This window comes from Limnobacter sp. SAORIC-690 (assembly GCF_002954425.1).
Classification (GTDB): Bacteria; Pseudomonadota; Gammaproteobacteria; order Burkholderiales; family Burkholderiaceae_B; genus Limnobacter; species Limnobacter profundi.
In genome coordinates, this window is record NZ_MQVZ01000001.1 from 2,632,150 (window position 1) to 2,651,236 (window position 19,087).

20 protein-coding genes and 1 pseudogene are annotated in these 19,087 nt (G+C 52.1%); 18 read left to right on the forward strand and 3 right to left on the reverse strand.

What is annotated here, in order from left to right:
* Positions 1-175 (forward strand): TrbI/VirB10 family protein (locus tag BSZ31_RS12520; RefSeq protein ID WP_304466332.1); only part of this gene is annotated, 175 nt, incomplete at its 5' end.
* Complete coding sequence (locus tag BSZ31_RS12525) at positions 172-417, forward strand: DUF2274 domain-containing protein (protein WP_105029023.1); 246 nt, start codon at positions 172-174, stop codon at positions 415-417. The genes BSZ31_RS12520 and BSZ31_RS12525, both read left to right, overlap by 4 nt.
* 329 nt (positions 418-746) lie before the next feature.
* Here BSZ31_RS12525 and BSZ31_RS12530 read toward each other — a convergent pair whose 3' ends face one another.
* On the reverse strand, positions 747-3,725 hold the full coding sequence (locus BSZ31_RS12530) for an Rne/Rng family ribonuclease (protein WP_105029024.1): 2,979 nt from the start codon (positions 3,723-3,725) through the stop codon (positions 747-749).
* 420 nt (positions 3,726-4,145) lie between these two features.
* Here BSZ31_RS12530 and BSZ31_RS12535 point away from each other — a divergent pair, with 420 nt between their 5' ends.
* The 4 genes from BSZ31_RS12535 to BSZ31_RS12550 are packed head-to-tail and all read left to right on the forward strand — an operon-like array spanning position 4,146 to position 7,151.
* Positions 4,146-5,153 carry an RluA family pseudouridine synthase gene (locus tag BSZ31_RS12535; protein ID WP_105029025.1) on the forward strand — a complete coding sequence of 336 codons (1,008 nt, stop codon included), beginning with the start codon at positions 4,146-4,148 and terminating at the stop codon, positions 5,151-5,153.
* A complete protein-coding gene (locus tag BSZ31_RS12540; protein ID WP_105029026.1) occupies positions 5,150-5,812 on the forward strand; it encodes an HAD-IIIA family hydrolase in 663 nt (220 codons plus the stop codon). Before BSZ31_RS12535 ends, BSZ31_RS12540 begins: the two co-directional genes overlap by 4 nt.
* Entirely contained in the window at positions 5,809-6,192 is a 384-nt protein-coding gene (locus BSZ31_RS12545) for a Rieske 2Fe-2S domain-containing protein (protein WP_240605708.1), read from the forward strand. Before BSZ31_RS12540 ends, BSZ31_RS12545 begins: the two co-directional genes overlap by 4 nt.
* Before the next feature lie 2 nt (positions 6,193-6,194).
* Complete coding sequence (locus tag BSZ31_RS12550) at positions 6,195-7,151, forward strand: S49 family peptidase (protein WP_105029028.1); 957 nt, start codon at positions 6,195-6,197, stop codon at positions 7,149-7,151.
* Positions 7,152-7,168: 17 nt separating this feature from the next.
* On the opposite strand, the gene BSZ31_RS12555 is transcribed toward BSZ31_RS12550, so the two are convergent.
* Positions 7,169-7,864 (reverse strand): SAM-dependent methyltransferase, encoded by a 696-nt coding sequence (locus BSZ31_RS12555; RefSeq protein ID WP_105029029.1) that lies wholly within the window; start codon positions 7,862-7,864, stop codon positions 7,169-7,171.
* Position 7,865: 1 nt separating this feature from the next.
* Positions 7,866-8,447: a nucleoside triphosphate pyrophosphatase gene (locus BSZ31_RS12560; RefSeq protein ID WP_105029030.1), complete on the reverse strand. Its 582-nt coding sequence runs from the start codon at positions 8,445-8,447 to the stop codon at positions 7,866-7,868.
* 74 nt (positions 8,448-8,521) lie between these two features.
* Here BSZ31_RS12560 and BSZ31_RS12565 point away from each other — a divergent pair, with 74 nt between their 5' ends.
* The 12 genes and pseudogenes from BSZ31_RS12565 (at position 8,522) to BSZ31_RS12625 (ending at position 18,998) form a co-directional block, all read left to right on the forward strand.
* Complete coding sequence (locus tag BSZ31_RS12565; protein WP_105029031.1) at positions 8,522-9,112, forward strand: DUF177 domain-containing protein; 591 nt, start codon at positions 8,522-8,524, stop codon at positions 9,110-9,112.
* A 24-nt stretch (positions 9,113-9,136) separates the two neighbouring features.
* A complete protein-coding gene (rpmF, locus tag BSZ31_RS12570; RefSeq protein ID WP_008249122.1) occupies positions 9,137-9,319 on the forward strand; it encodes a 50S ribosomal protein L32 in 183 nt (60 codons plus the stop codon).
* Between the two features lie 65 nt (positions 9,320-9,384).
* The gene (gene plsX, locus BSZ31_RS12575) at positions 9,385-10,467 is read left to right on the forward strand and encodes a phosphate acyltransferase PlsX (RefSeq protein ID WP_105029032.1); all 1,083 of its coding nucleotides are present in this window, start codon (positions 9,385-9,387) and stop codon (positions 10,465-10,467) included.
* Complete coding sequence (locus BSZ31_RS12580) at positions 10,467-11,444, forward strand: beta-ketoacyl-ACP synthase III (RefSeq protein WP_105029033.1); 978 nt, start codon at positions 10,467-10,469, stop codon at positions 11,442-11,444. Before plsX ends, BSZ31_RS12580 begins: the two co-directional genes overlap by 1 nt.
* Before the next feature lie 37 nt (positions 11,445-11,481).
* A pseudogene (gene fabD, locus BSZ31_RS12585) lies at positions 11,482-12,425 on the forward strand (ACP S-malonyltransferase).
* 13 nt (positions 12,426-12,438) lie between these two features.
* Positions 12,439-13,191 carry a 3-oxoacyl-ACP reductase FabG gene (gene fabG / locus BSZ31_RS12590; protein WP_105029034.1) on the forward strand — a complete coding sequence of 251 codons (753 nt, stop codon included), beginning with the start codon at positions 12,439-12,441 and terminating at the stop codon, positions 13,189-13,191.
* Between the two features lie 82 nt (positions 13,192-13,273).
* Positions 13,274-13,513 (forward strand): acyl carrier protein, encoded by a 240-nt coding sequence (acpP, locus tag BSZ31_RS12595; RefSeq protein ID WP_008249131.1) that lies wholly within the window; start codon positions 13,274-13,276, stop codon positions 13,511-13,513.
* A gap of 85 nt (positions 13,514-13,598) precedes the next feature.
* Complete coding sequence (fabF, locus tag BSZ31_RS12600) at positions 13,599-14,837, forward strand: beta-ketoacyl-ACP synthase II (RefSeq protein ID WP_105029035.1); 1,239 nt, start codon at positions 13,599-13,601, stop codon at positions 14,835-14,837.
* Positions 14,838-15,233: 396 nt separating this feature from the next.
* Positions 15,234-15,836, forward strand: coding sequence for an RNA polymerase sigma factor RpoE (gene rpoE / locus BSZ31_RS12610; protein WP_008249133.1), 603 nt, complete (start codon positions 15,234-15,236; stop codon positions 15,834-15,836).
* Between the two features lie 16 nt (positions 15,837-15,852).
* Positions 15,853-16,503, forward strand: coding sequence for a sigma-E factor negative regulatory protein (locus BSZ31_RS12615; protein WP_146106686.1), 651 nt, complete (start codon positions 15,853-15,855; stop codon positions 16,501-16,503).
* Between the two features lie 14 nt (positions 16,504-16,517).
* Entirely contained in the window at positions 16,518-17,498 is a 981-nt protein-coding gene (locus BSZ31_RS12620) for a MucB/RseB C-terminal domain-containing protein (protein ID WP_105029038.1), read from the forward strand.
* A 15-nt stretch (positions 17,499-17,513) separates the two neighbouring features.
* On the forward strand, positions 17,514-18,998 hold the full coding sequence (locus BSZ31_RS12625) for a DegQ family serine endoprotease (RefSeq protein ID WP_105029039.1): 1,485 nt from the start codon (positions 17,514-17,516) through the stop codon (positions 18,996-18,998).
* The last annotated feature ends 89 nt before the right edge of the window (positions 18,999-19,087 follow it).

Here is a 19,087-nt window from a genome sequence, read left to right on the forward strand (position 1 = left end):
CGACAGCGCGCAGGACAGCATCAATCAGGTCGGCCAGGAGATGACCCGGCGCAACCTCAACATCCAGCCCACCTTGACCGAGCGGCCGGGCCTGCCGGTTCGCATCATCGTCAATCGGGATCTGGTGCTGCGGCCGTACCAACCGCTGTTCTTCAATCGGGGGACTTCACGATGAGCACAACCAAGAAGCTGCGGCTGGGGCCGCTGCCGAAGACCGAGAGCATCAAGCTCACCTTCGCTTGCCCGGCCAGCCTGAAAGCCGACCTCGACCGCTACGCCGCGCTGCACGCGCAGGCGTATGGCGAGACTGTCGATGCCGTGACGCTGATCCCGCACATGCTGGAGGCGTTCATCGCCGGCGACCGGGGATTCAGGAAGGGAGGCGCGAGCAGGCCCGCACCGCCGAGGCCGAGCTGACAATGCACGGACGCATTGCCGACGCACCCTCGAACGCGCAGCCCACGCTGCGCGTTCTTCGTTCTGGAGCGCTGCGACCGATTGGGCTATGATGACCGAGCAAGCCTGCCGTCTGCTGGCAATCGCCCCCGACGCAGTACGCTCCGGCTTTCTACCGCGACGCTCTTATGTGGCTCCTAGCCCACAAAGTCGCAGCCACGCAAAGCGGCCCGAAGTAGAGCTAAACCCGTGTCCTGTATAAGCTTTCAAGCCCCCAGCGATTTTCACTGAGGGCTTGACACAGGCACTTTTTTGTTTCAGCACAGGGATCTGGCTGAGACGATATTGCTTTAGTTCGAACCTGACCTGAATTCTGGCTTGGTTTCAACCAGTACCAGGTTGTCGCTTGCAATTTGAACAACCGGCTTGCGCTCACGCGGAACACGTGCGGGTTTTGGTGTGGACGCCAGGTTGGCTTGAACCACAGACCATTTTTCATGGTCAGTTTCAACCCACAGCATGCCAGCACTGCTCAGCATTTGCTCAAGGCCTTCCTTGTTCAGCTTGGGTACCGGAGTTGCGAAAGTCGCGGCAACCGGCGCTTCCTGAACCTTGGATTCAACAACTGTTTCAACCGCTACCGGCACAAACGGTGTTGGATCTGCAGGAGTTTGGTCTACAAACGCATCAACTGCGCTCGCCACCGTAGCCTGCTCGGTTGTCGGCTCACTTGTCGCTTCATTGGTAGCTTCATGGGCGACTTTGGTTTCAGTTTGTGTAAGTTCGAGCTCTTTGGGTTGAGCCACCGCTGCAATCACCGATTGCACAGCCTGAATTTCAGGCGCACGCACATTGGATTCATCCGGGTTGTTTTCAGTCGAGCCCATTTGTGTTGGCTCGGCTGGCAGTCCCATCTCAGAAACATTCAGACCTGTTGCTGCAATGGTGTGCTCCGGGGTTTCCTCTGAAGACTCTGAAGCGTTCAATTCCGATCCTGCGTTTTCACGCGCACCATCACGATTGCCACCACGACCACGGCGACGACGACGGCGACGTGGCTCATCGCCACCTGCCTCTTCATCGCTGCCGTACGACATGGTTTCAGCAATCTTGTTGGCCAGTTCTTCGTCTTCTGCTGCGTCTGCAGCCTGGAATGCGTCTTCCGATTGCATCGCAGCCTGATCCACGGCTGTGCCGGTTTCACCTTCACCTGCACCGCGGCCTCCGCGACCACGACGACGGCGGCGGCGACCACCAGTGCGCTCGCTTTGTTCGGCAGAGGACTCAGCCGAATCCCCAGCTACAGCCTCTACGGCTGCCAAAGGTTTCACTTCCAAGACCTCGGCGCCTGCTGCGCGTTCATCGCGTGGTTTGCCTCGGCCACCACGATTCTGTTGAGCAGAACGTGTTTGCTGGGCATCAGCGGCTTTCACCTCGTCGCCGCTTGATGTGCTTGTTGCCTCATCTTCACGACCACGGCCGCCGCGTCGGCGATTTCTTCCACCACGACCATTGCGTTGGTCATTGCGGTCACCTTGTGAGCGGTTTTGCCCCCGGCCTCCACGGTCGTTGGTTTTCTGCTCGATCACCGCCGCTGGCGCTTCCGCCGTGGTATCTCGTTTGAACCAGCCAATAATTCGCTGAATCAACGAAGGGCCTGCCGGTGCAGCAGCCGCAACTGCCAATTCAGTTTTGGGCTTGCGTTCCTGGTGGGGCGGTGCGGGCTGGGTTGGAATTACACCCTTGATCACCGCTTCCTGACGTTTTACAGCTTCGCCTTCGGTTTTCTTGTCGTAGTAGCTTTGCTCATCTTTGGATGTGGCCAACTCAAAACTTTGGCGCGGGTCTTCCAGACGTTCATCGTCATGGCGCAGGCGAGTAATTTCATAGTGGGGTGTTTCCAAATGTTTGTTTGGAATCAGCAGCACATTCACCTTCAAGCGCGCTTCCAGTTTGTAAATTTCTGAGCGTTTTTCGTTCAGCAGAAATGTAGCCACATCGACCGGAACCTGCACATGCACGCTGGCTGTGCCTTCCTTCATGGCTTCTTCTTGCAGAATACGAAGCACATGCAAGGCGGTGCTTTCGGTGTCGCGAATTACGCCAGTACCATTGCAGCGAGGGCAAGTGGTGTGCGAGCCTTCATTCAGGGCAGGGCGGATGCGTTGACGGCTCAGTTCCATCAGGCCGAAACGGCTGATTTTGCCCATTTGTACGCGCGCACGGTCAAAATGCAGACTGTCTTTAACCCGGTTTTCGACCTCTTTCTGGTTGCTGGCTTTTTCCATGTCGATAAAATCGATCACGATCAGGCCACCCAGGTCGCGCAAGCGTAACTGACGAGCCACTTCTTCAGCAGCTTCCAGGTTAGTGCGCAAGGCGGTGTCTTCAATGTCGGTGCCGCGTGTAGAGCGGGCTGAGTTCACATCGATCGACACCAAGGCTTCGGTGTGGTCGATTACAATTGCGCCGCCCGAGGGCAGTGGAACCATGCGGCTGTAGGCGGTTTCAATTTGATGTTCAATCTGGAAACGACTGAACAAGGGAATATCGTCGCGGTAGCGCTTCACCAAATTCATCATGTCAGGCATCACATGCTGCATGAATTGCTTGGCTTGGTCGTAAATTTCATCGGTATCAATGAGTACTTCACCGATATCCGGGCTGAAATAATCGCGAATGGCGCGAATAACAAGGCTGCTTTCCTGGTAAATCAGGAATGCGCCATTGGCAGATTTGCCGGCGCCGTCGATCGCAGTCCACAGTTGCAACAGATAGTTCAGGTCCCATTGCAGTTCCTCAACCGAACGCCCAATACCCGCTGTACGGGCAATAATGCTCATTCCCTTGGGGTACTCAAGCTTGTCGAGTGCTTCGCGCAATTCCTGGCGTTCTTCGCCTTCAATGCGGCGTGAAACGCCACCACCACGCGGGTTATTGGGCATCAGCACCAAATAACGGCCAGCCAGCGAAATGAAGGTGGTCAGGGCAGCGCCCTTGTTACCACGTTCTTCTTTTTCGACCTGAACAAACAGTTCTTGACCTTCTTTGACGACGTCTTGAATGCGGGCCTTACCCGCTTCAACGCCTTCTTTAAAATATTGTCGGGAAATTTCCTTGAAGGGCAAAAAACCGTGGCGGTCTTCGCCGTAGTTGACGAAACAGGCTTCAAGACTGGGTTCTACTCGGGTAATAACACCCTTGTAAATATTGCTTTTCCGTTGTTCACGGCCCGCTGTTTCAATGTCAATGTCGATAAGTTTCTGGCCGTCGACAATTGCGACCCGCAACTCTTCTGAATGAGTTGCGTTAAATAACATGCGCTTCATGCACACTCCAATGGCACCGCAGTGCGAAAAGAGATGCTGAAAAAGCGGAAGGAACAAAGAGATACAAAAACGAATACAACAAAGCGCCGCTCGGCTTTAACCAAGAGCGGCGATTATACTAAGGCATTGATATTTAAAAATAAATATTGGTTCAAATTTCACCTGCGTAAGGTGGGCCTGCGTCGTTTTTGTTAGTACCCAGCGCTTCTTGTGCGCGCTGGTGCGTAAAATTCTTTGTTTCCAGCTTAAGGCGGGCATTCAGCCGCGCGCCTCTTTTTCAGCCATCATTGCCACCATCCAGGGTAGGCGGCACACCCACTAAATAAAATCGCTGTGGGGCGTATCCAGAAGTGATTTCGGACGCTTCCCAAGCGATAATCCGATTATATGCTGAACCTGCCCAATTGGTAAAACAAAGAATTGAAAACACAGGAAAAACCCAATCCCGACAGGGCTGTTTTGCTCGAAATTGACGAAAAACATCAAGACCAACGATTGGACAACTTTTTGTGCAGCGTATGTAAAGGCGTGCCCAAAAGCCATGTATTCCGAATTATCAGGTCCGGAGAGGTTCGAATCAATAAAAAGCGTGCCGAAGCAAAAACCAAGCTATGCCTTGGTGATGTCGTACGTATTCCCCCTATTCAAGTTGTTGAAAAACAAACACTTGAATCTATGTCATCAAGTAATGTGGTAAATAAAACGCAACTTTTAAAAGCCGCCGCTGAAATACCCGTGTTGTTTGAAGACGAGCATTTGCTGGTGGTCAACAAGCCGTCTGGCATGGCAGTTCATGGTGGGTCGGGCTCAAGCTTTGGGTTAATTGAATGTATTCGAGCACTTAGGGCTGAAACCCATCAAGATTTGGAGCTTGTTCACCGCATTGACCGTGAAACCTCCGGAATCTTGATTATTTCCAAAAAGCGCAGTGCTCTCAGAAAGTTACAAGAGCAACTTAGGGCCAGGTCCTGGAAAAAGTACTATAAAACTTTGGTGTTGGGTTCTTGGCCAGAAACGCTTAGGCAAGTTGATCTTCCGTTGTTGAAAACACAGGCTGGCGAAAAAGAGGCGAGGGTTTTTGTTGATGAAGCTGGTGACAAAGCCTGTACAAAGTTTCAAATAATTCAATGCTATAAATCATCTTATTCAATATTTACTTTAATTCAAGCTCAAATTCTGACAGGTCGAACTCACCAAATTAGAGTGCACACCAGTGCCAACAAATTTCCAATTGCTGGCGATGATCGCTATGGCAATTTTGAAATGAACAAGCAGCTTGCCAGGCAGGGTTTGAAACGCATGTTTTTGCACGCAGCACGCCTGCATCTGGTTCATCCAGCCACAAATGAAACTATAGTATTGGAGGCGCCATTGGCCCCCGAATTGGACAGTTTTTTAAAATCGTTACAGGCAGTACAAAGCAGATGACCTACAAAATGGTGGTGTTTGACTGGGATGGCACCATACTCGACTCAACCGGTGCTATTACACGCGCCATTCAGCATGCATGCCTCGATGCCGGGTTGCCCGACCCTGGTGAAGAAATTGCCTCCTATGTTATTGGGTTGGGCTTAAGCGACGCCTTGCGCCACGCAGCCCCCGGAGCCAGCGAGGCTCAAATTGCCCTGTTGGTTGAAAGTTACCGCAAGCATTACCTCAGTAAAGATCACGAATTGGAGCTGTTCAGTGGCGCAATACCCCTTTTGAAGCAATTGAATGCGATGGGCGTTATTTGCACAGTGGCCACTGGTAAAAGCAGGCAAGGCCTGAACCGTGCCATGGCGAACTCCGACACAGCCCGTTACTTCATGGGCTCGCGTTGTGCTGATGAATGCCACAGCAAGCCGCATCCCCAGATGATTCTGGAGTTGATGGAAGAGTTTGGTATTGATGCTGCGCATGTCGTGATGATTGGTGACACCACACATGACTTGAACATGGCCAATGCGGCTGGTGTGCATGCACTTTCTGTTCAAACTGGCGCGCATCCGCCCAAACTCTTGAACCAGGTGCCCCACTTGCAGTCTTTTCGTTCAATCAATGAATTGGCCCCGTGGCTAATTCAAACTATTTCAGCCCAGTCATGACTATGCAGCAAATTCAGGTATGCCAATCCGGTGATCTTGAAGAGGGTGGCACAGGTTACCGCTTCAGGGTGCTGTACAACAGCGAGGAAACCACCGCATTTATCGTGCGGGTTGATAACGAAGTCAGGTGTTTTTTGAATCGATGCTCCCATGTGCCCGTTGAGCTTGACTGGAACTATGGAGAGTTTCTTGATGATTCGGGTCGAATTGTAGTCTGTGCCACGCACGGGGCCAGTTATGATGCCACCGATGGCAGCTGCCTGGGCGGTCCATGCGACGGTAACCCGTTGGTGCGATTGAATATCGAGGAAAAGGACGGTGCAGTGTACTGGACCCCGACCGAACTAATTACAGTGCCTTCCGATGGTATTGAGGACTAAAGATGAGTGAAGAAAACAATCAATGGGAACGCAAGCTTCTCGAGAAACTTGCCTCTGAGGCACTGGTTGAGCAACGCAGAAAGCGCCGTTGGGGTATTTTTTTCAAGCTGATTGGTTTGGTGTATGTGGGCATTTTGATTGCTTCTGTTTTGGGGCTCACAACTACCCCCAGCCTCGAGGTCAGTCGTCACACGGCTTTGGTCGACCTTGATGGGGTCATTGCCAGCGATAGCCTGGCCAGTGCTGAGAGAATCAATTCCAGCCTTCGCACTGCATTTGAAAGTGAAGGCTCCGTCGGTGTCATTCTTCGCATCAATAGCCCTGGTGGCAGTCCTGTTCAGGCAGGTTTGATCAACGATGAGATCAAGCGCCTTCGAGCAAAGTATCCCCAAAAACCCTTCTATGCAGTGGTAGAGGAAGTGTGCGCCTCGGGTGGGTATTACGTCGCCGCGGCTGCCGATAAAATTTATGTCGACAAGGCCAGTTTGGTTGGTTCTATCGGCGTGGTCATGAATGGTTTCGGCTTCACAGGCACGATGGAGAAACTGGGCGTCGAACGCCGCTTGATCACCGCGGGTGAAAACAAGGGCTTTCTCGATCCCTTCAGTGAAGCAGACCCTTACCAAACTGAATTTGCCAAACAAATGGCAGAGGAAATTCACCTGCAGTTTATTCAGGTCGTGAAACAAGGGCGAGGTGAAAAACTGGTCCAAAACCCCGAATTGTTCAGTGGTTTGGTCTGGACCGGCGCCAAGAGTGTCGAGTTGGGCTTGGCAGACGAGCTGGGTTCAATTGACACAGTTGCGCGTGACGTGTTGAAGGCTGAAGATATTTTGGACTACACCGAGCAGGATTCATTTGCGGAGCGTTTCGCCGAGCGTGTCGGTGTGGTGTTCGGGCAGGGTGTTCGCAGTGTGTTTCCAGAGTTCGGTGCTCGCCAAACCCTTGGTTTTCAATAACCTGATTGCTCAGTAGGTCAGGCCGATAACCACAAAAACAGGCAAGGTAACTTGCCTGGCGTTGGCATCCGTTTCTTCCATTGCGCCACAGTTTTGGTGTGAATTTGCTGCTGGTCGCCTGTCAAATCCCACCCTATGCACAGCAATGTGGAGTCTGAAAGCTGTTTCAAAAGTGCTTCAATCAGTTTCTCGTTCCTGAAAGGCGTTTCGATCACGATTTGAGTGCATTGCTGAACCTTGGACTCCCGCTCAGTTTGCTTGATCCACGCATCGCGCTGCGCAGGGTCTAAGGGAGGGTAACCGTAAAAGCGGAAATTCTGACCATTCAAGCCACTGCCCATCAAGGCCAATAAAATAGAGCTTGGTCCAACCAAAGGGTGAACAGGGCATTGCAGCCGATGTGCCAATGCCACAATTTCTGCACCAGGGTCGGCCACGCCGGGGCAGCCAGCGTCACTCATCACCGCAATTGGTTCCCCTGCCTTGCAGCGTTGCACGATATCCTGGCGTTGCTGTGGGGTCAGTTGCGCAATTTCAAATATTTGAAGATCCCGAATGGCCACTGGCATGTTGAATTGCCCCAGTGCAGCCCTGGCAGGTTTTGCGTTCTCCACCAGCCAGGTGTTGCATTGCCGCACCAGGGGCAGGTCGGCCTCCAGCACAGGCTGTTTTGGGGTTTTCTGGCTGAGTGGGCTTGGAACCAAATAAAGCATGTCAGGGCAAGATGAGTTCGAATTGTCGAAGTGCGTTTGCCACTTCGATCAGAGGTAGTCCTATCAGGGCAGTTGGGTCGCTCGATTCAATCCTCTTGAGCAGCGAAATGCCCAATCCCTCACTTTTCGCCGAGCCTGCGCAGTCGTAAGGCTCTTCTGCAATTAAATAGCGTTCAATTTCCGCGGCGTTCAACTCCCGAAACTCAACGGAAGTGGGTACCGTAAATTCCACCGTTTGCGAAGTTTCATGGCAACAAATGCAAACCGCGGTGTGAAACACAATTGTTTTTCCGCTCATGCTGCGCAATTGTGCACGAGCCCTGTCATGGGTACCCGGCTTGCTAATGGCCACGCCCTCCACGTCGGCCACTTGATCCGAACCAATCACAATGGCCGCCGGGTGTTCGGTCGCCACAGCCATGGCTTTTTCCCGGGCCAGGCGCTTGCAGGTGTCCAGCGGGGTTTCATCTGGTTCAGGCGTTTCGTCAATTTGGGGAGATTCGCACCTGAAGTTGATTTGCAGGCGAGTCAACAACTCACGGCGATACTTGGAACTGGAGGCTAGATACAGTGAACGGGTCATTTGAATAGCGCGCTGGCTTTGACAGATTACGTTAAGCAGAGTATTATCGCGCGTTTCCTGCTTTTCTTATCGGCATGCGCCAAAAAAGCCCATTAAAACAGTTTGATGAATTCGACGCATGGTCGTTTTCTCGCTTGGGTGAAAGCATCCGCAGTGAAAATGTGAAGTTTGATTTCCCAAGGCTGGCGAGTGACGAGAATATTTTGTCCAGTCAAATCGAGAATTGGGAAGTGTCCGGGCGAATCAACGCCAAGTCTGAAAGCGTTATCCGGTTCAAAGGCCGGTTTACCGCAGAGCTTTCTTGTGTAGTGTGTGGTTCAGGTGTGCGGCACGCCATTGACTTTGATCGTCATTTGATTTTGATGACTTCCGAAGCACAGGCCGACAGCTATGATGAAGACACACTCGACGAAGACACAGACGTTGTTGCGTGCCCGGGTGCGATAAACTTGCGAGATTGGCTGGAAGATGAAATTTTGTTGGCATGCCCTATGTTCCCCAAGCATGATGCCTGCGCTGAAGAAGCCGGGCGAAGCTGGCGAGAAGAGGGTGCCGATATCGAAGATACTGACGACCATCAGGATGACACTGCTGATGGCCCAACACAGGAAGTACAGCGTCCTTTTGCCAACCTGAGCGATTTGCTCAAGAAAAGCAAGAAGTAACACCTTTATACATGGAGCTTTAAAATGGCCGTTCAACAGAACAAAAAATCACCTTCGAAGCGTGGCATGCACCGCTCACACCAGAACCTGACAGCGCCAACTTTGTCCGCTGATTCCTCTTCTGGTGAAACCCACCTGCGCCACCACATCAGCCCCAATGGCATGTACCGTGGCAAGAAAGTAGTAAAAACCAAAGCTGACGAGTAATTATTTACAAATCAACAAGGCAACTGCAGTCATGTTGCCATGAAAACCAAAAGGTCTAAGAACGGATGGTTCGCATAGCGATTGATTGCATGGGTGGAGACCACGGTTTGTCGGTCACCATCCCGGCCTGTTTGCGCTTTCTCAAGCAGCACCCCGATGTTCAGCTAGTGCTGGTCGGAAAGCAGGCTGAAATAGAGGCGGCCTTGGCCAAGAAAAAGGCTTTGGAGCATCCCCAAATCACCATTCGTCACGCCAGTGAGGTGGTTGAAATGGATGAACCGCCAGCACAAGCCTTGCGCAACAAGAAAGACTCATCCATTCGAGTGTGTGCCAACCTGGTAAAAGACGGGTTGGCGTCCGCATTCGTCAGTGCAGGTAACACTGGCGCGCTGATGGCCATTTCCCGTTTTGTGCTCAAAACTCTGGATAGCATTGATCGGCCCGCAATTGCCTCGGCCTTGCCCAATATGAAAGGCAAAGGCACGCTGATGCTCGATCTGGGAGCCAACGTGGATTGCGAACCGGCCCATTTGTTTCAATTCGCTGTCATGGGCTCGGCCTTCGTGAAAGGCACTGAGGGAATTGAAAAGCCCACAGTGGGTTTGCTGAATATTGGTGAGGAAGTGATCAAGGGCAATGATGTGGTCAAAAAGGCCTCGGAATTGTTGCGCGCCAGCGAATTGAACTTCTACGGCAACGTAGAAGGAAACGACATTTACAAAGGCACCACCGACGTAGTGGTGTGCGACGGTTTTGTGGGCAATGTGGCCCTGAAAACGTCTGAGGGTCTGGCACAAATGCTGGGCGATATAATAAAGACAGAGTTCAAGAGAGGCCTGTGGCCCAAAGTTGCTGCGGTATTTGCAGCGCCAGTGTTGCTTCGATTCAAAAAAAGGGTGGACCACCGCCGCTACAACGGAGCTGCATTGCTTGGGCTGAAAGGGATTGTGATCAAAAGCCACGGCTCGGCAGATGCCTATGCCTTCTTCTATGCGATCAAGCGAGCTTACGATGCAGCCAACGGCAATTTGCTGGACAGCATCAGACTCACCATGTCGCACTATGTGCCATTGGCCGCCCCAGCGTCCAACAGCACTCCAGAGGCAGCAGCTGCACCAGTCGAGGCAAAACCAGACCAAGTGATTTAATGTCTCAATACAGTGCAATCCTTGGCACCGGCGCAAGCCTGCCAAGGCGTGCGGTTTCAAACCAGGAGCTGACTGAGTTTCTTGCCTCAAGGGGCGTGGAAACCAGCGCAGAATGGATCGAAACGCGCACCGGGATCAAGCAAAGATACCTTTGCGAAGCCGATGAAACCAACTGTCAAATGGCCAGCAGGGCCGCGTTGCAGGCCCTGAAGGCCGCAGGCGTTCTGCCCGATCAAGTGGACTTGATTGTGTTGGCTACCTCAACCCCTGATCAGGTTTTTCCATCCACTGCCTGCGCAGTTCAAGCTGAAATCGGTGCCAAAAAAGCCATGGCCTTCGATATTCAGGCCGTGTGCAGTGGCTTCGTGTATGCGTTGACTGTTGCTGATTCCATGATCCGTTCCGGGCAGGTAGGTAACGCGCTGGTCATTGGTTCTGAGGTGTTTAGCCGCCTGATGGACTGGAATGACCGCACGACCTGCGTGTTGTTTGGCGATGGTGCTGGTGCGGTATTCATTCAAGCCAGTTCCGAGCCGGGAATATTAGGCTGTAAGTTGCACTCCGACGGCACCCTTGGCTGTATTTTGAACGCGACTGGCCGCATTGATGGCGGGAAGATTGTTGGTGATCCCTTTTTGCGCATGGATGGCCAAGCGGTATTTCGCCAGGCTGTATCCGTGTTGGGAAGCAATGCACTGGAGTTGTTTGAAAGCCTTGACTTCAGGCTCGAAGACCTCGATTTTCTGGTGCCACACCAAGCCAATGTGCGAATTTTGCATTCAGTTGCGAAAAAACTGAAGCTTCCTGAAGAAAGGGTTGTCATCACTGTCAGTATGCATGGAAATACGTCTGCCGCCTCGGTTCCCTTGGCTTTGAACCATGCAATCGAGCAAAAACAGATTAAAAAAGGCGATAACGTGCTGTTACAGGGTGTCGGGGGCGGTTTTACATGGGGCAGCGTGCTTGTTCGCATGTAAAATAGCGCAAATTGCAAATTAGATGAATTCCTCGAAAATGACAAAGAAAATCGCCTTCCTGTTTCCAGGGCAGGGTTCGCAATCGGTAGGCATGCTGAACGCCTTCAAAACCAACAATGCCACAGCAAGCCTTTACACCACGGCAGCGCTCGAGGCAGAGCAGGCTTTGGGGCAAAATCTTGCCGCGTTAATCGAGCAAGGGCCTGCCGAGTCGCTCAACTTGACCACCAATACACAGCCAGCCATGTTGATGGCCGATGTGCTGGTTTTGCGCGCTTGGCTTGCTGCGGGTGGGGCATCGCCCAAGCTGCTTGCAGGGCATTCTTTGGGCGAATATGCCGCGCTTGTTGCGGCTGGTGTTTTCAGTCTTTCAGAAGGCTTGGGCCTTGTTCGTATCCGGGCTCAGGCGATGCAAGAGGCCGTTCCTGTGGGGCAAGGCGGCATGGCCGCCATTTTGGGTTTGACTGATGAGCAAGTAAAGCAGGCTTGTCAACAGGCTTGCACGAATGGTGAAGTGGCTGAAGCTGTGAATTTCAACGCACCCAGCCAGGTGGTCATCGCAGGCAGTGCACAAGGCGTGAAAGCAGCGTGCGAGGCTGCCAAGCACTGGGTGCCAAGCGTGCCCTTGAGTTGCCCGTCTCTGCGCCATTTCATTCCAGCCTGATGAAGCCCGCCTCTGTAAAATTGGCGGCTGCTTTGGCCAGTACAAATTTCAATTCTCCGGCAGTGCCTGTGTACAACAACATTGATGTCGCTGTAGAATCCGATCCCGCGAGAATTAGCGACGCGCTGGTGCGCCAGGCCTATGGCCCTGTTCGTTGGGTTGAAACCATTCAAGCCATGACTGCTGCGGGCACAACGTTGTTTGTGGAGTGTGGCCCCGGGAAGGTTTTGGCAGGATTGGTGAAGCGAATCAGCGATGTGCCTGTGGTCAATATTTTTGATCCGGACAGCATTCAAGCGGCGCTTGTCGCCGAATAAAGGGATTAACCGAATGACCATGTTTGATTTGACCGGAAAAGTGGCTTTGGTGACAGGTGCAAGTCGCGGTATAGGCCGGGAAATTGCCATTACCTTGGGCAAAGCAGGCGCCGCTGTAGTTGGCACGGCCACATCGGAAGCTGGTGCAGCCGACATCTCGGAAGGTTTGAAAGCAGCTGGCATCAAAGGCTTCGGAGCGGTACTTAATGTGACCGACACGGAAGGTCTTGAACCCCTGTTTTCAAAAATTGCTGAAGAATTAGGGCCAATGACAATTTTGGTCAATAATGCCGGGATTACCCGTGACCAGTTGTCCATGCGTATGAAAGACGAAGATTGGGATGCAGTGATCGCCACGAACCTGACTGCCGTGTTCAAGTTGTCCAAGCTGGCCATGAAACCCATGATGAAGGCGCGTACTGGTCGCATGATCAACATCACATCCGTGGTGGGTACCAGTGGCAATGCTGGGCAGGCCAATTATGCTGCGGCCAAAGCTGGCGTGGCCGGAATGACAAAAGCGCTTGCGCGTGAACTGGGAAGCCGCAATATCACGGTAAACTGTGTGGCGCCCGGATTTATCCAAACTGACATGACTGATGCACTGAATGAAACACAGGTGGATCAGTTGAAGCAACAAATCCCGTTGGGCCGTATGGGGCAGGTAGGCGATATTGCTGCGGCAGTGTTATACCTGGCCAGCGACCAGGCGGGGTATGTAACTGGAACCACATTACACGTGAATGGTGGAATGTGGATGGGCTAATAACAAGGCATTTAGAATATGATCTGTCATATCGCTTTGCTATTCTCACTCGATTTTATTAAAAACCCACGGAGGCTCCGTAATGGAAAACATCGAACAGCGCGTTAAAAAGATTGTGGCCGAGCAACTCGGCGTAAAAGAAGAGGAAATCAAGAACGAATCTTCTTTCGTAGATGATCTGGGCGCTGATTCCTTGGACACAGTGGAACTGGTCATGGCTTTGGAAGAAGAATTTGAAACAGAAATTCCTGACGAAGAAGCTGAAAAGATCACCACAGTTCAACAAGCGATTGATTACGTTAAGACAAACTCTAAGTCTTAATGGCTGAATTTGAAGGGGTGCAGAGGAAGCATTGCTTTCCTCGGCCCCTGCCTGTTCAAGCAAACATTGGATAAAGGGAGGGCTTGTGAGCCGTAGACGTGTTGTTATTACCGGTTTGGGCATCATTAGCCCTGTGGGTAATTCTGTTAGCGAGGCTTGGACAAGCCTGACCCAAGGCAAATCTGGCATTTCGACCATTACCCGGTTCGAAACCGAGGCCCTGACGGCAAAAATTGCCGGTGAAGTGAAGGGCTTCGACGTGGCTGAATACATTCCTGGAAAAGAAGCGGCTCGGATGGATACCTTTATCCATTATGGGTTGGCTGCTGGTATCCAAGCATTCAAAGATTCGGGTCTTGAAGTGACCGAACAAAATTCCGAACGAATCGGTGTGAGCATTGGCTCGGGCATTGGTGGTTTGCCGATGATTGAAGACACACACACTGACTTGATCAACAAAGGGTATCGCCGTATTTCCCCTTTCTTTGTGCCCGGCAGCATTATCAATATGATTTCCGGCCACATGTCCATTATGTACGGCCTGAAAGGCCCGAATATCGCCATGGTGACCGCCTGTACAACGGGTACACATTCAATCGGCGAGGCTGCGCGCATTATCGAATACGGTGACGCGGATGTCATGATTGCCGGCGGTGCTGAATCAACTGTGTCACCACTGGGCATTGGTGGCTTTGCTGCAATGCGCGCTTTGTCTACCCGCAATGATGACCCCACAGCCGCAAGTCGCCCTTGGGACAAGGACCGTGATGGGTTTGTTTTAGGCGAAGGCGCAGGTGTGCTCGTGCTTGAGGAATTTGAGCATGCCAAAAAGCGTGGTGCAAAAATTTATGGCGAGGTGGTGGGTTATGGCATGAGTGCCGACGCTAGCCATATGACTGCTCCTTGCGCAGATGGAGACGGTGCAGCGCGTTGCATGAAAGCCGCTTTGCGCAATGCTGGCATGAATCCCGATGATGTGAATTACGTGAATGCGCACGGCACGTCGACGCCCTTGGGTGATGTGGCAGAAACCATGGCAGTCAAGCGAGCACTGGGCGATCACGCCTACAAAACTGTGATCAATTCAACCAAAAGCATGACAGGTCATCTGTTGGGTGCTGCGGGCGGTATTGAAGCAGTATTTACGGCGTTGGCGGTTCACCACCAGGTTTCTCCACCCACCATCAATTTGATTGAAGCGGGTGAGGGTTGTGACCTCGATTACTGCGCGAACACGGCCCGTGAGATGAACATCAAACTGGCCTTGTCTAACTCCTTTGGCTTTGGCGGTACCAACGGTACTTTGGCCATTGCACGGGTGTAACGGGGCGCTCCTTGTCAAACACACGGTCGGGCAGCATGTTGAATGAATTTACATTCGCTGCCCGAGTTGTATCTGCCTCGCGCAAATCTGAAAAGCTTGTGTTCAATTTCACCTCCGAATGCGATTCAAGCATGCACATAAAATTTGATCCCCGGTTTTTTCTACTTCGCGCAACATCAAATGGCTTGGAGTATTGCCTGGTTTCCTTTTATCGGGCTTGGGTTTTGCCGTTCGGTATTTTCCTGTTTCCACAACAATCGGTGCTGCTGAAATCCAGGGTTTTGTTCGTGCCTGCTTCCTCCTCGGCTTTTCGGCAGTTGCGTATTTTGGTGTGTCGGCTGCAGTCACATGAAAATGGGGATAAGCCCTCACTTTCCAGCTATTTTTGGAGGATGAATGTCCTCCGATAAAGACGATGATCTGTTGATCGTTCAGCGTGTTCAGGCTGGCGACAAACTCGCGTTCAACTTGTTGGTCAACAAATACCACAGGCGAGTTGCCCGCTTGCTCACGCGCATGGTTCGCAATCAGGAAGACATTGAGGACGTGGTGCAGGAAACCTTCATCAAGGCCTACAGGGCAATCGGTAATTTTCGGGGTGACAGTGCGTTTTACACTTGGATATACCGTATTGCCATCAATACAGCCAAGAATTTGTTGGTGACCCAAGGGCGTCGTCCTTCTACCCTGAAAGAATCAAATGACGGGGACAGTGAAACTTTTGAAGACAATGCTGCTCTTAGTAACATTGATACGCCGGAATCGCTCTACCAAACCAAGCAGATCGGTGAAGCGGTCAATGAGGCCATGGCGGCGTTGCCTGAAGAGTTGCGGTCGGCAATTGTCATGCGCGAGATTGATGGCCTGAGTTACGAAGAGATTGCTGCAGCAATGGATTGCCCAATTGGCACGGTTCGATCGCGAATCTTCCGCGCCAGAGAATCTATTGCAGCAAAAATCAAACCTTTGTTGGAACCCAAAGGCAGCAAGCGTTGGTAAACCGGTGAGTGTAGAAATGAACAGAAACGAACAAATTTCCGCGATGTTGGATGGCGAGCTTGATGAGGTTGAGCTTAAATTCCTTCTTGAGGCCATGGGGGCTGAAGAAGCCCAGACCTGGCAAGGCTATTGCGCGGTGGGCGACTTGATTCGTTCCAGCGAGATGATTGCATTTCACTCTCCGGATTTGGTAGGGCGCATTGCGGCAAGTCTTGAAAGTGAACCAACAGTGGTCGCGCCGGTGCTAGCGACCCAAATTGGTCGTCAAACTGCGTTGCAACGCGTGTTTGCGGCAGGGCGCTCGCGCCGTTTGTTGGCCTCGGTGGCTGCGGTGGGGTTTTTCAGCTTTGCATTGAACCAGGCAGTTCCGCCCTTGGACAGCCAGGTTCAAATGGTTCGAACGCAAGCAGTCGAAAACACATTTACGGATCAAGAGCTGGCACTTTGGCAAGAGTATTTCATGGCCCATCAGCAAAACAGCATTCGAGGCGGGTTGTCCGGTGTGTCCCCGATCGCCCGGGTGGAAGCTGATCGCCCGATGCTGGACAATACAGAAACCATCATCGTGAACAATTCTGGCGCTGGTGAATGGATGAATGTGTGGGAACCTTCCCCATACAGCACGGATCCCAGCGTTGAGTTCAACTACGTTTCATCCAGCCGCTAAATGACATTGAAACCATGAAGATGTACCGCCCGTTTCACTTTGCCAAACATGTTGCAACCGGCGTTTTGTTGGCTTCGGTGGCTTTGACCGCTCAGGCAGACCAAAGCCTTTGGAGTTTGGTGTGGGCCAGCCATGATCAAGCCAAGTTCTTGAGCTATTCCGGGTTGTTGATCACCGAGTCTGGCAAACATTCCCAAACCAGCAAGTTGCTGCATCAAGCAACAGCGGGCAGCGAGTTCGAGGTTCTTGAGCGTTTGGATGGGCAGCCCGCAAAATGGATTCGACACAACGATCAAATTCAGTGTGTTATCCCCGATCGGAAAATGATTTTGACCGAGCGGCGCCACACTTCGATCGCCTTTCCCCGAGTACTTGCGGGTGCTGACGGCTCCAATTCCCTTGAAAAGCTATACACAATCAGTGAAATGCCAGGTCGCCGTGTTGCGGGCCGTGCGGTGCGTGTATTGAAGTTGACCCCGAAAGATGATTTGCGTTACGAATATAGGCTTTACGTCGATCGCGAAAACAAGCTTTTAATGCGCTCGGAGCTGTATTCTCCGCAGGGTGAGGTGCTTGAAAACGTGGGGTTTAAGGAAATATCATTTGAACCGGCATTGATTGAAAACCCCTCTTTGGTCAAAGCGGGGCCAGGTTGGCGAACCAGTAGTACCGAAGTGCGTACACTGACACCCGATGAATTAAGTTACGATTTGCCAGATCTTGCGTTTGGGTTCAAGAAGGCTGACACGGTTTGCAGGGTAAAGTCCAAAGACGATCAAATTCACCAAACAGTGTATTCGGATGGTTTGTCGACTTTGTCTGTGTTTATTCAGAAAGTTCAGGCCAATCATTCCATGCCGCAAGTGCCCATGAGCCACGGCGCAGTGATGTCGAAGTCTGAAACTCAGGGGCAGCACCTGGTGACAGTGCTGGGTGAGGTTCCCGAGAAAACCTTGGGACTGTTTCTTAAGTCCGTTCGTTGGAAGTCTCAATAACAAGGAAATTTTTAAATGAGATCTGAAGTGTTGAATTCCCGAAATTTTGTATGGATGGCCTTTTTTTTGCTGGCTACCCTGTTTTTTGCAGGTGCAGTGCCAGCCCATGCGCAGACCAATTCGCGCGGCTTGCCTGACTTTTCCGATTTGGTGGACCGTGTTGGCCCAGCAGTAGTCAACATTCGCACCACTCAAAAAGTAAGCCAGAATCCGCAGGGCTTCCCCGGTTTTCCGGGTATGGATCCCAACGATCCGTTCTTCGAGTTTTTCCGCAGATTCATGCCGCCCGGCACACCCATGCCAGGACAGCCGGGTCAGCCCGGACAGGCGCCTCGTGGTGGTCAGCAGGCCCCAGAACGTGAAGTGCCGAGTGGTGTTGGATCGGGCTTCGTCATTGATTCCGATGGCTATCTTTTGACCAATCATCATGTCGTGGATGGTGCTGAATCAATCATTGTGACTTTCCCTGACAAGCGTGAATTCAAGGGCAAGGTCATTGGTTCGGACCAGCGCACCGACGTTGCTTTGGTCAAAATTGAAGGCAAAAGCCTGCCATTTCTGAAAATCGGCAATGTGAACAACACCAAGGTAGGTCAATGGGTTGTTGCGATTGGCTCACCTTTCGGTCTTGAAAACTCGGTAACCGCTGGGATTGTGAGTGCCAAAGGGCGTGACACAGGCGAGTATTTGCCGTTTATTCAAACGGATGTGGCGGTGAACCCTGGTAATTCTGGCGGTCCGTTGTTGAATCTGGATGGAGAAGTCATTGGCATCAACTCCCAGATTTACAGTCGCACCGGCGGCTTCATGGGCATTTCCTTCGCCATTCCGATTGACGAAGCCATGCGAGTGGCCAAGCAATTGCGCGAGAACGGGAAAGTAAGCCGGGGGCGCATTGGCGTGGGCATCGGCGAAGTGGATAAAGATGTGGCCAAGGCTTTGGGACTCGATTCCGCTGTGGGTGCGCTGGTAGGTTCGGTCGGCAAAGACAGTCCGGCTGACAAAGCCGGTGTGATTGCGGGCGATATTATTTTGCGATTTGATGGCAAGAAAGTGGAGAAGGCCTCCGACTTGCCGCGCATCGTTGGTGAAACCAAGCCAGGAAGCAAAGTGAACATGGTGTTGTGGCGCAAGGGTGCCGAGAAAACCGTGTCGATTACCGTGGCAGAGTTTGAAAATGAAGCGGCAAAACCAGCAGCGGCACCCGCTGAAAAACCAAAGCCTGTTGAGGCCGATAAACTTGGTTTGACTGTGACTGATCCAACTGCGCAAGAGAAATCTGCCTTGAACCTCACTGGTGGTGTGGTGGTGCGCAATGCGGTGGGTATGGCTGCATCGGCTGGTATTACCGCGGGTGATGTCATTTTGCGAGTGGGTCGAACCGACATCACCTCGGCCAAGCAGTTTGCCGACTTGGTAAAGGCGATTCCAAAGGGGCAGGCAGCCCCAATGTTGGTACGCCGTGGAGAGAACTCTTTCTTCGTGGTGCTGACACCTTGAGCCTTTAGTTCTGAACAACTCGGCAGGCCTCGCGAAATATGCTGTAAAGCAAGGCCTGATCGGGTAAAATGACACGTTACCGAAATTTT